This window comes from Haloplanus litoreus (genome assembly GCF_045690335.1).
GTDB lineage: Archaea > Halobacteriota > Halobacteria > Halobacteriales > Haloferacaceae > Haloplanus > Haloplanus litoreus.
The window spans coordinates 41,151-54,666 of sequence record NZ_CP147876.1; the positions used below are offsets into that span (position 1 = coordinate 41,151).

Annotated in this window: 13 protein-coding genes and 1 pseudogene; 9 read left to right on the forward strand and 5 right to left on the reverse strand. The window is 57.9% G+C overall.

The features are described from left to right. Nucleotides 1–76: 76 nt before the first annotated feature. A complete protein-coding gene (locus tag V8686_RS17985; protein ID WP_340696163.1) occupies nt 77–2,908 on the reverse strand; it encodes a PAS domain S-box protein in 2,832 nt (943 codons plus the stop codon). Nucleotides 2,909–3,080: 172 nt separating this feature from the next. On the opposite strand from V8686_RS17985, the gene V8686_RS17990 reads away from it, so the two are divergent. The 3 genes and pseudogenes from V8686_RS17990 (at nt 3,081) to V8686_RS18000 (ending at nt 4,405) form a co-directional block, all read left to right on the forward strand. Further along, nucleotides 3,081–3,572 carry a hypothetical protein gene (locus V8686_RS17990; protein ID WP_340696164.1) on the forward strand — a complete coding sequence of 164 codons (492 nt, stop codon included), beginning with the start codon at nt 3,081–3,083 and terminating at the stop codon, nt 3,570–3,572. Between the two features lie 3 nt (nt 3,573–3,575). After that, the gene (locus V8686_RS17995; RefSeq protein WP_340696165.1) at nt 3,576–3,941 is read left to right on the forward strand and encodes a DUF7568 family protein; all 366 of its coding nucleotides are present in this window, start codon (nt 3,576–3,578) and stop codon (nt 3,939–3,941) included. A gap of 69 nt (nt 3,942–4,010) precedes the next feature. Beyond that, nucleotides 4,011–4,405 (forward strand): annotated as a pseudogene (locus V8686_RS18000) (DUF7567 family protein). A gap of 7 nt (nt 4,406–4,412) precedes the next feature. Here V8686_RS18000 and V8686_RS18005 read toward each other — a convergent pair. Then, nucleotides 4,413–5,018 carry an RNA polymerase sigma factor gene (locus tag V8686_RS18005; protein ID WP_379828796.1) on the reverse strand — a complete coding sequence of 202 codons (606 nt, stop codon included), beginning with the start codon at nt 5,016–5,018 and terminating at the stop codon, nt 4,413–4,415. A 139-nt stretch (nt 5,019–5,157) separates the two neighbouring features. Between V8686_RS18005 and V8686_RS18010 the strand changes: the two genes are divergently transcribed. Then, nucleotides 5,158–5,730: a hypothetical protein gene (locus V8686_RS18010; RefSeq protein ID WP_340696167.1), complete on the forward strand. Its 573-nt coding sequence runs from the start codon at nt 5,158–5,160 to the stop codon at nt 5,728–5,730. 13 nt (nt 5,731–5,743) lie between these two features. On the opposite strand, the gene V8686_RS18015 is transcribed toward V8686_RS18010, so the two are convergent. The 3 genes from V8686_RS18015 to V8686_RS18025 form a co-directional block, all read right to left on the reverse strand. Further along, nucleotides 5,744–7,108, reverse strand: coding sequence for a restriction endonuclease (locus V8686_RS18015; protein WP_340696168.1), 1,365 nt, complete (start codon nt 7,106–7,108; stop codon nt 5,744–5,746). 216 nt (nt 7,109–7,324) lie between these two features. Next, a complete protein-coding gene (locus V8686_RS18020; protein WP_340696169.1) occupies nt 7,325–8,287 on the reverse strand; it encodes a hypothetical protein in 963 nt (320 codons plus the stop codon). A gap of 356 nt (nt 8,288–8,643) precedes the next feature. Further along, nucleotides 8,644–9,312, reverse strand: a complete 669-nt coding sequence (locus tag V8686_RS18025; protein WP_340696170.1) for a hypothetical protein — start codon at nt 9,310–9,312, stop codon at nt 8,644–8,646. A gap of 167 nt (nt 9,313–9,479) precedes the next feature. Between V8686_RS18025 and V8686_RS18030 the strand changes: the two genes are divergently transcribed. The 5 genes from V8686_RS18030 to V8686_RS18050 all read left to right on the forward strand — a co-directional run bounded on the left by V8686_RS18030 (nt 9,480) and on the right by V8686_RS18050 (nt 13,507). After that, the gene (locus V8686_RS18030) at nt 9,480–10,640 is read left to right on the forward strand and encodes a hypothetical protein (protein WP_379828797.1); all 1,161 of its coding nucleotides are present in this window, start codon (nt 9,480–9,482) and stop codon (nt 10,638–10,640) included. A 66-nt stretch (nt 10,641–10,706) separates the two neighbouring features. Further along, nucleotides 10,707–10,928, forward strand: coding sequence for a hypothetical protein (locus V8686_RS18035; RefSeq protein WP_058984724.1), 222 nt, complete (start codon nt 10,707–10,709; stop codon nt 10,926–10,928). Nucleotides 10,929–11,052: 124 nt separating this feature from the next. Further along, a complete protein-coding gene (locus tag V8686_RS18040) occupies nt 11,053–12,054 on the forward strand; it encodes a DUF6610 family protein (protein ID WP_340696172.1) in 1,002 nt (333 codons plus the stop codon). A gap of 70 nt (nt 12,055–12,124) precedes the next feature. Next, the gene (locus V8686_RS18045) at nt 12,125–12,472 is read left to right on the forward strand and encodes a hypothetical protein (protein WP_340696173.1); all 348 of its coding nucleotides are present in this window, start codon (nt 12,125–12,127) and stop codon (nt 12,470–12,472) included. An 87-nt stretch (nt 12,473–12,559) separates the two neighbouring features. After that, nucleotides 12,560–13,507 carry an ArdC-like ssDNA-binding domain-containing protein gene (locus tag V8686_RS18050; protein ID WP_340696174.1) on the forward strand — a complete coding sequence of 316 codons (948 nt, stop codon included), beginning with the start codon at nt 12,560–12,562 and terminating at the stop codon, nt 13,505–13,507. Nucleotides 13,508–13,516 lie beyond the last annotated feature (9 nt).

The following is a 13,516-nucleotide window of genomic DNA, read 5'->3' on the forward strand; positions in this document are numbered from 1 at the left end:
TCAAAAGCTAAGGGCTGACATATCCGAAGTGTTCCTGAGGTGACTAATATATCCACACCCGCCGATTGTGGAATGGTTACTTCCAGCTCCGTACCGAATCCGAAGGGTAACTGCTTCCGAGGATTGCATCCAGTAGTTTTCGTTCAGCAGTCCGGAGATGTACGTTGAAGGACGACGAGGAGATATCCATCTGCTCCGCGAGTTCTTGCCCGCTAAGACCCTTCGGCGACTCGAAATAGCCGCCGTGATACGCGAGTTCAAGTGCCTCACGCTGCCGATCCGTCAGATTCTGAAGAGCTTGGTCGCCAACTTCGGTCTGCCGACGCGGATAGTCAGTCAGGTCATCGGTTCCAAGCAGGGTCGAATCAGGATACTCAGTCGAAACGATATCCACAACCCGGTGAACGGGAATGGTCGGCGGCGTCACAAGTCGGACGCGGACACTGTCCTCACTAGTCCCCATAATACTCTCAAGACGAATTCCGTACCTCGCCAGCACACTGGCGATGAACATCTCAGTAATGGTGATTTGAAAGAGAATACCATCATCGGACTCACTAACTTCCGTGATTGAGGAGATAACGGTCGCTTGCTCAGCTGCCTCGATAAACTGCTGTGCTGAACAATCATAGACACGCACGAAGACCGTTGCTTCGTCACCTTCCTGCTCGCGGAGCCCCTCGAAAAAGAGTGTGCACTGGCTGTTTCGGGCGATACGGAGCAGTGGACACGCTGCGGATTCAACGCTGAACTGGACCGCAGTCCCTTGACGGAATAGAATCGCACTCGTCCGTTCGGCCTCCTTAACGGCATACCCCATAATTTCGCCCCAATCGGAGAGGACGTCCCGAATTCGATCCGTGATAGCATCACGGTCCTCAGCGTATAGAGTGAGAACGCCGTAGAGGACATCTTGGAACATAATCGGGACAGCGATAACCGAAGAAAAGTTCCGGCTGATCGCCTCGCGCCGCCATGGTTCCTGTTGGACATCAGTTGCAGTATTACTGACAATTGTCGGGTTGGTTGTCTGGGCAGTTTGAACAGCTGGGTCGGAAGCCATATTGTCGAGCGTTAGAGGACATAAATCGAGGTAGCCTTGGTCTCGACCGGCCCACGTGCGTGGGATGAGTTCGTCGCGTTCAGGAGAGAGTTCACCGACCCATCCAAAAACGAACGGATCAGTATTACTGAGAAGCTCACAGACCTCCTGTTCAAGCTCATCCCGCGTCTCGGATTGCGTTGCAATTTGGGTGAGCTTCCGAATTCTCGTGTTGAGATCTTCAACACGCTCTAGCGTTTTCGTCTTTGTTTTCAGGTCTTGTTCACGACGTCGGAGTTCCTGCTCGCGGTTGACGCGGGTGAACACTGATTCGGCGTTCCGCGCCAAGAGTTCGAGGAGTCGTTGGTCTTCTTGATCGAAGGTGGCAGCAGTTGTCGAACCGCAGATAATAACACCGAACTCACCAATCGGGGCGATAAGCTGACTGCGGATCGGGGTATCTGGATTATACACTTCCTCCCGAGAGCGGACATCATCGACACGGATAGCTTCGTTCGAAAGGAACACTTCACCGGCGAGGCTATCTGTGAGAGGAAGTGATGGAGGTTTTCCGAGAACATCCACGACATCGTCGGAGTACGAAACTGGTGACAGTTTTTCGCCGTCTGTATCGACGAGATTGACTGAGACGAGTTGCAGGTCGAGAGTGTCAACTACCGTGTCAACGATTGTCTGGGCGATTTCTGAGTCGGTTGTTGCCCGCACGAGTTCACCGGCATTTTCGTGAAGTTCTTCTAGCGTGTTCTCGTACCAAACATGGTCGGAAATATCTCGAAACAAGGCGTGAACGAGCGTACCTTCGCCCTGATCGATCACAGAGGCCGCGATCTCGACGGGGATACGAGTACCATCGTTGACAACATAGATCTGGCCGCCGTTAGGGAGATATCGTCGAGTTCCTCCTTCATTTGCGTGCTGTCGGATGCCAGCTTTGTACTGCTCTTCCTCTTCGCTCGGATGGATTGTGAGCATAGAGTCGCCGATGAGCTCTTCTCGAGACATCCCGGTCAGTTCCTCAGCACTCTCGTTTACCTCGTGAATTATGCCGGTCTCGTCGCCGACAAATATCGGCACCGGGGCGTTCTGAATCAGGGATTTATACCGATCCCGTGCCCCCTCTATCTTTCGCTCACGAGTGACGCGTTCTGTCACATCCTGCGAGACGCTCATCCCGGCGATGACGTTCCCCGAATTGTCCGTAACGGGGAGAACCTGCACCTCAAAAAACCGATCCTCGAGAGGGAGCGTAGTAGCGTTCGTTTCGCCCTCAAGCGCCCGTCGGAAGAGAGGGAAGAGCTCCTCTGCGTTCTCTTCAGGAAAGACATCTGGTAACTGATTGTCTCGGAGATCTTCCGGGGCGAGATCTACTTCTTCAAACGCTGGGCCACCGACGATTCGAAAGCGGAACTCCTCATCGAATAACGTAATCAACCCATTTGGGAAGTGATCTACAAGCGTCCGATAGGGTTCAAGTTCGTGATCGAATAGTGAGGGAGTCCGTGGGGCCGTGAGACGGCCGATCACAATCGTTTGATCGCCATCTTCAACAACGTCGATCCACGTAATTGAACGGCATTCACCCTCCGCACTACGGATTGGGGTTTCACATTCATCGAGATCTCGGCCTTGTGTGATTATCTGCTCGAAGTTTTGAGAAGCCGTGTCTTGCTTTTCCGGCGGAACTAGCGCGTCAAAGAGATTGGAATCAAGGAGAGCATCTCGATCATACCCAAGTTCGTCAGACAACGTTGTATCGCAGAACTCAACATCCCCTTCGACGGTTACGAACAGCAACTTCGAAGAAAGCTTATCAAGAGCAGTCTCAAAGACCTGAGGCCCCGGCATTACCCAAAACGAGGGGATAGGTATACTTGTATTATGGGTGGTGAAATCTGAGACCCAGACAGAATTCTCTCCAGGGCACGGTTATTCCATATCGCCATCGTCACCGTAGTTTATTCGCGCCGAAAGAGGGCGGCGCGCGTCGAATCATACGAAGGGCGTTGGAGTGGTTCAGATGTATATGATCATCTACGCGCTCGTAGAGGCATCGACAGAAAGCGAAGCACTGTCTGCGGGGAAAACGGTGTTCAACAAGTTAGTCGGCTCAGAGCCGCATTCCTGCGCAGTATTCGACTATTTTGTGACCTTCGATGAGGAGGACACGTCCGTTGCGGGGAAGGCGCGATGGGGAGAGTTGCCGACTGCAGCCCCCGTCGACTCTGATGACGGCGAAGACCTGCTCGAGCGTGGTTGGGAGGCGACGAAGAAGGAATTCGAGCGGAATCTCGACCGGGTGAAGGAGGCCATCGACGAGCTCTCAGACGAGGAGATCATGCGCGACGAGGACCTCGCCCGGCACGCCTTCCACCAGGTCGGTGCGTACGATGGCCCGACAATCTTCCTGTACACCGAACACGGAACCGGCATTCGTCACCGTGGACAGCTGGATCGACTCCTCGAGGAGAGTGAAGTGCTCTGGATCGTGCCCGCTGACGTCCACTTCTAACCAATGCCTCGCATCACCAACTGGCGACGCGAGAGCCGCTCGCCGACGCTTGCGTATCGGAACACCGAGACCGGTGCGCGAGCCGTCCTGCATCGAGCCCCGGACTCCTACCGGTACAAATGGCGTGGGGCAATCCTCGTCGACGGCTATCCGGTGTGGTCGCGGGGGTACGAGACGAAGGACGCGACGTCGTTCCGTGACGAACTCCGGGAGCGGCCGGCTCCGGACCTCAGCTGCCCGGAGTGTCCGAACAACGACGTTCGCGTCGGCGAGAAGGCAGCAGACGGGGCGAAAATCCAGCGGTGGTATGACTGCCCCGATTGTGGGTACGAAGCCCACTCACGCATCGTCTACGGCGCCGAACGGTGAGTGAGCGCTGGGCGCTGTTTTTCGGCCGGGCACGAGGTGGTGACCCGGGACGGCCGGGTTAGTCAACCAATGACCCTTGAAGTACTTGACCGACACAGTGAGGCACTGTTCGAGTTCCTCTGGTGTCCCGTCTGCGGGCAGGAGGTCTTCACTCACATCCCCTTCGAGGGGGTGTTCTGCAAGAACTGCAACACCCAGGTCGAACTCCAGGAATCCCGAGAGACACGCGGCTACGAGGAGGCCGTGCTCGCCTGCTTCGATTCTACCACGACCTGGAACCTCCACGTCGACGAGAAACTGCGCCGCGGCCTGCCTGATGGGTCGGCGCGCGTGAAGATCCTCGGCGCACCGGGCGCCTACGAGGTCGACTGGTGGAGTCCGGAGCCAGTGAGGATTGGGAGCCCGTCGAGCGCGGCGAGTTCGACGACATCGAGGAACCAGAGAAGGCGTCACACCTCGCTTAACCGCTAGTTAGGCCGTTTTCGATTCAAGCAGTGATTCCATGTTTTCCTGCAATTCGTCGTACCCCTCAAACTCGAATAGCTCAGGGATTCGGGCTGTCGCTTGCGCTTTTTGTACTTTTTCACGGGCTCGGCCAGCGTGACTACGTACAGTCCCGGTCTTCACGTCAAGCGCATCAGCGATTACGTACTCGTTCTTGTTTGCTTCACGCATCACGTAGGTCAAAAACTGCTTTTTCGTGAGGGTGGAGTTATCCAGCAGTTCCTGATACTGTTCCCGATACGCCTCCACATATTCACGGGAGAATTCAGCTGCGACGTGAAATCCACCCCCAGAGGCAACTTCACCGAGGACCCCAGGACCACGGTTTGTTCCGACATAGAATTCCTCTTCCTCCGCATCCCAGTGTATATCGGGGATTACAAAATCAATCCCCATCGGTGATTCACGAAGGAATTCCAGCTTCTTCTCTTTCTCAGGATTGTTCTCCCAGTTACTAACAACCTGTTCGAGTGCCATACGGGAGAGATTGGCATCAAGTCCGGGGTGACCATCACGGAGTAGAACGGCTAAATCTCGGTCAGTAATCGTGTCTTGGTCTGCGCTGGCGGACATAGCGATTACTGATATGGTAATCAAACAAAGTATTTATATTTTGGGGTAGTGCAGAAGGCGAGGTGCTACAGATCGCGGACATCAGAGTCTGTTGTTGCGCCGGTGATGGGTGCCGGCGCACACGTGCCGGCGATGATCGATGTCGACACGGAGTCAACTCAGATTCGTCGAACAAGTGGACCAGGATGGCGAACCAGCTGATAACGACAGCGTCGCTCAGGTGTATCGACATTCGGACGGCTACCCGGAGAGCGTGCTTCGCGATCTTGCGCAGTTGAAGGAACTTCTCGACTCGACCCGCGCCGAGCGAGGACCGGGGTACACGGCAGCGTCGTTCGTGTTCCTCGACAAGCTCTCGACGATCGACCTGTATCTGGATGGTGACCCAGATCGAACGATCGACGCAACACAGCCAGCGGATCTCCTTGACCCGTCCAATATGGAGCATCTGGACCAGCCGCTGTTCCTGCTGGGACACGGTGTCGAGAATCCGGCTGACGGAATCCATGGCGACGAGGAGTACCTCTACGTCGTCGAACTCCCGACGCGGAACCCGTTCGACGAGCCTGCAGAATGGACAGTCAAAGTAAGCGGTCACTCCGCGTTCCCCCGGTGGGATGGGCCGACCGACGAGGCCTTCGAGCGGGCTAGCTGGCAGTTCAACGGCCCGCTTGAGCACGCACTCGAAGAGATGGTCGCTGTGCCGGCGTGAACACCGAGCCCGCTCAGATGATGCCGCCGATGACGAGGAGTCCGACGACGAGCAGCAGCGTCGCGACCACGCTCCCCCCGGCCAGCCACTTGTTCTCCATCGCCTTCTCGTGAAGCGGCATCGCGGCGTACTCCTCGCGGAACGCCTCGAGATTCTGTTCGTCGTAGAAGTACTTCGTCTTCAGCGCGAACCGCTCGGTGACTGCACAGCCCTTACAGATCGGCTCGCCTTCCAGCCGCTCCGTTTTGATGTGGCTGGAGCAAGCGATTGCCCCGCAGTTCGGACAGTATGTGTACGTCTCGTCGCCGCCGCTCGCGTCACAGTGGACGCACCGATGGATGCCGTCCTCGGCGGTCACTCGTGACGGGCCTGCCGCGTAGTACTCATAGGGGTAGGTGTACTCCTGGATGTCGGTGATGTGCCGAACTTCCGGGAGGTACACTGGTTCGATCGACTGGATGGAGATGTCCGAGCGGTTCGGCTCGCAGGTCTTGTTGTAGGTGACGTTGTTGTCGCCGGTGTAGGTGACCGTCGTCGTGTGATGCTGCTGGAGGCGCTCGACGGCCCACTCCTTGTACTCCGTTTGCGTCTGCCCGAACCGGCGCTCCTCGACGTCGTCGAACACCGCTCCGAACTGCTCGGTGTCGAGCTCGACCGTCGCGTGGAGGTTCTCGGTGACCAGCGTCGCGACGTCTTCGTCGACGACCTGCGGCTGCCCGCGTTCGGCGTGAGCAACGAATCGGGTCCGGTCGTTGATCCGGTGGACGACGCCCACCGACGTCTCGAAGACGGCGTTCGTGTCCGCGGTGACCGCGACCACCGGGCGGAACGTCACCGATGAGTGGGGTTCTGGGAGGTCGGCGGCCTCGATGTTCTCAATGTCGCGGAACGCCTCCGTGACTGGCGCGTCGACGTCGGCGGCCGTGTCGTACGGGCGTAGGGTCTCGTCGCAGAGAATCTCGATGCGCCCGTTGTAGAGGTCGAGGCCGATTTCGTCGGCGATCCCCCGGAGGTCCTCGCCGTCGAGTAACTCGATTGGGTGTGGGTCGTCGTTCTGCTGGAGGCGGTCGGCGTACTCCTGAGCAGGGTTCGTAAACCGGCCGGTCGTGACGACCATTCCGCGTTTCGGGCCGTCGAAGTCGAACGTCGCGATCGCTGAGTGAAGCTTCTGGACGACCGGCCGCCCGACTGTCCCCGTGTGCTTGCACTCGACGATGATCGCACGCCGGGTGCCGTCGACGACCTCCTCCATGATGACGTCGCGACCCTCGTCAGCCGTGCGGTCGGCCTGGCGGACGTTCTCGTAGCCGAGGTTCCGAAACACGTCCTCCATCACGTCCTCGAACTCGAACCCCGAGAGATCGTCCAGTACAGCCATCCGAATGTGATTGGACAGTATCTTGCTATAACTAAATACGTTGCCGACGGTTGCGACGAAGTCGCGACGACGGGAGCGCTGTTGTTATTCGTCCCGCAAGGGGTGCGGGACGACACATCCGTCTCGGGTTACCGATGAGTTCTGAGAGCAACAGCGAGACCGCCCGCCGCAGCCGATGTTAAAGATAGTAGCTTCGGAAACAGTCTGGTAGAACAGTCAATTATCCGACTCTGATACAAACAGCTCGGTCCAATAGACCTCTCCATCGTATCGGACGATGTACGAGCCGGACACCGACGAATCCGAATCATCATCTTCATAGACCGGCGTAGCCTCGGATTCACGAGCAAGTAGATCAACGAGTTGGCTGAATGCCTCCGAGGGATCACCCTCGTCGACCCGATATCCTTGGTCCTGTTCAATCGCCGTCGACACGATCGAAGCCTGCTCTTCGGAGAGTTCAGCGAGAACAAACGCATGATCTTCCCTCACCGACCGGCCGAATTCCGCCGCGGATTCGTGGACCTGTTTTGAAGTATACTCGTAGGTGTGCTGCTCAGTTCCGCTTGAGTCCTCAACGGTGACGCGAGCGATAGTGCCGTCACTCCATTCAATAATCTCATACTCGGGGGATGCGACCAACACGGAGCCAGCGATCTCATCATCGGAATAGACGGTCTCCACGCCCTCTACCTCAAACGGGCCCCCGTCGTCCCATCCAAAGCGCTCAAGCACCTCCTTGTCGACCGTTGGTAGGTTTTGGTACCGAATCGATTCCTCGTCCTCGCCAGTACTCTCGGCCGTCGAGAGCGTTAGTCGGAAGGTAGTTGCTGATTCCGCGTCGAGGACCTCGTACGAGAGCTCGTAAACCGATTCGTTGTAGATGAATGGACGGTTTTCAGGAGCAGGTACATTCGTGGCGGTAACTGTCTGTGACCCATTTGAAATCACATCAGCCGCTAATTCACGCTCCGACGTTCGGTGCTCTAAGTCGATTCGATACGTGACTTGTCTTGCGATTTCGGTATCCGAAACCGCTGTCATTTCGAGATCCGCAACCGGAGAAGTACCGACATCACCACCGTTACCGGTATTTTCACCGCTTTGAGCGCTAGTACACCCGGCAAGCGAGAACGCAACCCCGCTTGAGATGGAAGCAAGGAGAGCTCTCCGGTTCATACTTCCTTCTATTCATCACGAAATTATAAACCGTCGGTAGGCTAAACCGGGTGTTTGAGTCTTATATCGAGGGATAATCCAACTGAGTCCCCTATATGCCCGGATATCAGACCATCCATTACACGTCCTGTTTGTCGAACCCCTGGAAGGGTGCGGGGGTCACCGAACCCCCCACCAGCAACGAATGAAGGAGATGTACCTGTAGCCAGTTCGGACCCAGCTTTAGTTGAATCGCCCGCACAGGCCACCGTCCCACGATCGAAGACAGTAAGCAACACTTCACCGGGCCGTCAGATACGCACTAACGATCAACTTGGGGGGCGAGAGAAAGAGTAACTAGTACTATATTTACTGTTTTAACTATTTTTACCTTTCAAGTTATTGACTTTTGGAATCTCAGCTATCGTGAATACGGGTTCCTCACCTTCACTAAGGCGATCACCGCTAAATACCTCATCGACAGAAGGGATGGTGCTAGGGTCTTCGAGTATCTGGTCCTCAATAAGGTGGTCAACCATTTCTAAGACTAAGATCACCATCCCAGCAACCGCTGCGGATCCACGTTCGGTTGTATCGGCATAGATTCCAAAGTTCAGAATCAGGCTCTGATCAGTAGCTTCGATGTTGAGCGGACCCGTTCCCGCCCAGTTATCCTCAAATGTCAACTCCTCTCCGAAGTAGGGGTGGTCTTCTAGCTTGTCTTGTGGCGGGGATATCGGCGGCTTCTCGAAGTATAGGATGACTTCTGCTTTTCCGACAAACACACCCTCAAGATAAGTTCGAATTCTTTGTTCTTCTGTATCATCGTACTGATTCAACCAGTCGTCATTATCGGTCACTCCAGTTTTTGGAATCCTAGCGACATGGAGATTTGTTCCAAGGTGCTGGTTTGGTGGGAGTCGCCGTCGTACTGCGTTTGAAATTTCTGCGGCTGTGGGTCGGTTGCTGTTGACGTTGTAGATATATCCGAGAAGGATTCCCACAAGGCTGAGACATATCGCAACCAAAGACACTACGCTAACCATTCAACTACCTGTACTTCGCTGAAGACCATAAATCATCAAGGAGAGAATACAATTCACCTCTAATCTCTCCTGTTCACTCCTGTTGTTTTTGCGCCCGGCAGAGGGGCGCAGGGCGCGAGACGATGCAGTCGCACGTCGACGAGGATTCCTCAAGTGAGGTGACTGAGATGAAAGATCCAGAGTCCAGAACCATCTTCGCTGGCGTCGATGGACGTACCGACACCGAACTACCAGAGTGGTACCGAGAGCGACACGGGGATGCAGACCCTGTGACCTTCGCCGAGGCGATTCGCGATCTTCCGCAGGCCGTCGAGACGACCGTGGCGTACCAGAATCCGTACACCGACGAGTGGGTCGAGACGGAGCGGTTCAACGCACTCGTCGAGCCGAGTCGAGCTCGGGAACAGGCCCGAGATGGGGACGCGGAGACGGACCCGTTGTTCCACGTTCCCACTGACTCGTACTCGATCATCAACCCGGTCGACGTCTACGGCCCGCTGGAGGAGGTCCTCCGCGAGGAGACCATCGACGGGACGTCGTTGGGCGAGGTGATGTTCGGCGAAATTCGGCGCTACCGGGGCGGTGGCGAGGTCCATATGGACATCATGTTCGACGGCCTCGAGGTGCGCCTCCCCGGTCGGTCGGACCCGATTACGATGGGCGTCACGTCGGGCTACGACTTCTTCGGCGAGCACGCCGTCTACGTGGAGGGGTTCGCCCAGGATGGCTACTGCTCGAACACGATGCGCTCGCTCACCGACAAGGAGGTTATCAAGCACGTCGGCGACGTACGGAACTTCCGCACCTGGTGGGAGGAACTCCTCGCACAGGTCGAACTCGTCGCCGATGACCTCTTCGAGTTCATCCGGGACGCGCAGGACATCGACCTCGACTTCTCGGAGCTCCCGTTCACCGTCACGGAGTTCTACACCCTGCTGGGGTTCCCGGACTACCTGGCCGAGCGTGCCGCCGGCGATGCAGAAGCCAATGCGGCGTCCCCCTTCGAGGTCGATATGTGGACGCTGCATTCCGGCGCGACGTACGCTCTCACCCACTTCTTCCAAGGGAAAGAGGGGGCGTCTCTCGATCAGTACGTCCGGATCGCAAACGACATCCTGTTAAACCCGGAAGGCACCATCGAGCGGGTCGAGCAGGCGTACGAGCAGCAGTTAGATGCGGACGGGGACGACGGGTCGCAAGCCTCGCTGGCCGGTGAACGAGCGCTGGCGAGCATCGAGCGCGTTAGCGACGATCTGCAGGAGAAAGTCGAGCAGTTCGAAGAGCGAGAGGACGCGCTGCGTGAGCGGTTCCAAGATGCGATGGCCTGACGCCGCGTCGGTGATGTAGTCGTCTGTTCTGTTTTTCTCACCCTGGAGGGGTGGAGGGCTACCGAGATGGAACAGTCCACGATTAGTGACGGGAGTGACGACGAATTCCCACCTGAGAAGCGTCTTGAAGCACCGAATTACCGATTGATCAAGGCCGGTATCGCGACGATCCCGGATATGGAAACCCTCCAAGAGTGCGTTGCCTATGAGAACGCCCACCAGAATCGGACGCAGATCCTGCGCCGGCTCAAGTGGAAGGCTGAAGAGCTACGTGAGGACGAAGAGTAAGCTCTGTTCTTAACCAACACACTCCGCGTGAGTTCCCCCTATTGTTGGTTAACAGGCTATGCCTCGGTTTTTCGGGCCCCTGAATGGGTGCGGGGCAGCCAGCAGCGGCCTCGCGAGCCTAATCATGTCCCTCGAGCTGAGCTCCAGCACCAGCACCGCCCGTGAAATCGCAGCCGCCAGACAAGCAGACTACGTGGCGTTTCTGCATCGAGCCCCGTTTGTCGTCGACGCTGTCGACCTCGGCTTTCTTCCCGGCTTTCGCGAGGACTGTGGGTACCAGGAGGCGCAGTATCAGAACCTCAGCCTCCCCGTTGGGATGCTCGACAACGATTTCCGGAATCCCGATCTGGAGCGGTTCGTCGACCGTTTCTTCGAGTACGAACCAGAGGTCGGGGTCATCGGAGACATCGACGAAATCGACGACATCGACGCCCACGTCGCTGCTGCTCGTGAGATCCAAGCGAGCTATCCCGAGGCCGAGCTCATCGTCGTTCCGAAGTCCCAGGCGGTAATCGACGCGATACCCGAGAACCTCGTCCTCGGGTATTCACGGGGATACGCCGACCGCCTGGCCCACGAGTTCTCCGACCCAGCCGATTGGAGAGAGCGGCGCGTCCACATCCTCGGCGGGAGTCCGCCCAAGCAGCTCGACGCCATTCGACAGTTGACCCGACCGGCACTCACGGACGAGCCACCAGCCGACATCGTCGGCGTCGACTGGAACGGCCTGCATCGCGGCGCACAGTTCGGTGAGTTCTGGACGGCCGACGGCTGGGACGACAGCGGTCGCGACGCCGACCACGTCACCGTCCGAAAGACGGTGCGCCACAGCCTCGCTCGTGTCCGTGAGTTTTGGAGGACCCACGGAATCTGGCCCGAAACGACACCGCAAGACGAGGGGCTCAACGTTGAGTACGAGGGACCGAGTCCTGCCGATCTCGAGGACGCCGCCTGTACCGAGTGCGGGACGAACGTCTGGCGAACTCGCCGCGGTCCGTACGTCGCCGAATACGATACCGGCGCAATCTGTGGATACTGCAGCTACGAGTGCTACTTCAGCCACCGTCATCGGAACAACCTGGAGGAGATCGCCGGCGAGCAGAGCGTCTACCTCCCGCCGGCGTGACTTCGCGACCTGTTTTTCGTGCCCCCGAGAGGGCGAGGGCTCCTTCGAGAGCCCTAAGAGGTGACTTCCAGTGAGTCAACAACAGAGTCCCGACAACGTCTCGATCGACGAGATCCTGGTCGATATCGACAACACGCAATCATCGGAGGTCGATCCCGCCGACGTCCCCGACGAAATCGAATCCATCACCCGTGGGCTCGCCGGTGAGCAGCCGCCGACGAATCCCATAGTGGTTCTCAAGGCGGCCCGGTGGTGGTACATTCACGGAAAGGGCGGCACGGATCCCGCCTTCCAGTGGGCCATCGAGTGGGCACGTCACCTTGCGACCGACACCCCCAGTGACGTCGAGCGGTTCGACGAGTTCCTCGAGTACCTCGTCTCGGTTGGCTTTGCGGACGAACGCCACGAGCTCCGCTGACCGACAGAGCGGTTTTTTGAACGCCCCTGAGGGGTGCGGCGCGGTCTGAGCAGACGCAGTTGCCGTGAACTTGATTCGGTGAACACAATGGCTACGACCAGTGATTCGTCGGTCTCCTTCGACCAGACCGACACGCGATCCGACGAGATGAACAGTACGATCGAACAGTGGATCGACGACCTCGTCGCCGGCGTCGACGACGCGCAGGCCAGCGCGGAGTTCCAGGAGTGGCTTGACGTCCAGAGTCGCTTCCACGACTACTCGTATCGGAACACGCTCCTCATCAAGCGGCAGTGTCCCGAGGCAACCCGCGTGGCTGGCTACCGGACGTGGCAGGAGGAGTTCGACCGTCACGTCACGGAGGGTGAGTCGGCCATCTGGATCTGGGCGCCAATCATCGCGAAACAGTGCCCGGAGTGCGAGAACTCCCCGAACTACCACGAGGACAGCGATTGTGAGTACGACGAGACGCCGCCCGAGGAGTGGTCCGAGGGGCTGGTCGGGTTCAAGCCCGCGCCGGTGTTCGACGTCTCCCAGACCGAGGGCGAACCGCTTCCCGACCTGGACACGGAAGCGACTGGGGACGCCGGCGATCTCGTCGAGCAGTTGACTGACGCCGCTGACGACCTCGGCGTGACGGTGCGGATCGTTCCAACCGAGGAGTGGACCCACGGCGAGGCGAAGGGCATCTGCGAGCAGCTGAGTCTCGTCGACGTTCAGCCGCTCGTCGAGGTACGTGATCGGGAGAACGAGGCCGACCTCGCGCGAACGCTGATTCACGAGTACGCTCACGCCCTGCTCCACTTCGACGTCGACGACGACACCGAACGGGCGAAACGCGAGGTCGAGGCCGAAGCCGTCGCCTACGTCGTCGGGCGCTACTGTGGGTTGGACACCAGCGGGTCGGCGTTCTACCTCGCTGCGTGGGAGTCGGATAACCCCGAGGTCGTTCGCGAGCGGCTCGGACGGATCAGTTCCACAGCAGAAGAGCTCATCGACGTGCTCGAAAGCGAATCTTCGTCCCAATCCAGTTAACCAACAGAG

What these genes read in the sequence shown, in the direction of transcription:
- V8686_RS17985 (WP_340696163.1), bottom strand. Translation starts at nt 2,908, where the DNA reads ATGCCGGGGCCTCAGGTCTTTGAGACTGCTCTTGATAAGCTTTCTTCG.
- V8686_RS17990 (WP_340696164.1), top strand. Translation starts at nt 3,081, where the DNA reads ATGTATATGATCATCTACGCGCTCGTAGAGGCATCGACAGAAAGCGAA.
- V8686_RS17995 (WP_340696165.1), top strand. Translation starts at nt 3,576, where the DNA reads ATGCCTCGCATCACCAACTGGCGACGCGAGAGCCGCTCGCCGACGCTT.
- V8686_RS18005 (WP_379828796.1), bottom strand. Translation starts at nt 5,018, where the DNA reads ATGTCCGCCAGCGCAGACCAAGACACGATTACTGACCGAGATTTAGCC.
- V8686_RS18010 (WP_340696167.1), top strand. Translation starts at nt 5,158, where the DNA reads ATGTCGACACGGAGTCAACTCAGATTCGTCGAACAAGTGGACCAGGAT.
- V8686_RS18015 (WP_340696168.1), bottom strand. Translation starts at nt 7,108, where the DNA reads ATGGCTGTACTGGACGATCTCTCGGGGTTCGAGTTCGAGGACGTGATG.
- V8686_RS18020 (WP_340696169.1), bottom strand. Translation starts at nt 8,287, where the DNA reads ATGAACCGGAGAGCTCTCCTTGCTTCCATCTCAAGCGGGGTTGCGTTC.
- V8686_RS18025 (WP_340696170.1), bottom strand. Translation starts at nt 9,312, where the DNA reads ATGGTTAGCGTAGTGTCTTTGGTTGCGATATGTCTCAGCCTTGTGGGA.
- V8686_RS18030 (WP_379828797.1), top strand. Translation starts at nt 9,480, where the DNA reads ATGAAAGATCCAGAGTCCAGAACCATCTTCGCTGGCGTCGATGGACGT.
- V8686_RS18035 (WP_058984724.1), top strand. Translation starts at nt 10,707, where the DNA reads ATGGAACAGTCCACGATTAGTGACGGGAGTGACGACGAATTCCCACCT.
- V8686_RS18040 (WP_340696172.1), top strand. Translation starts at nt 11,053, where the DNA reads ATGTCCCTCGAGCTGAGCTCCAGCACCAGCACCGCCCGTGAAATCGCA.
- V8686_RS18050 (WP_340696174.1), top strand. Translation starts at nt 12,560, where the DNA reads ATGGCTACGACCAGTGATTCGTCGGTCTCCTTCGACCAGACCGACACG.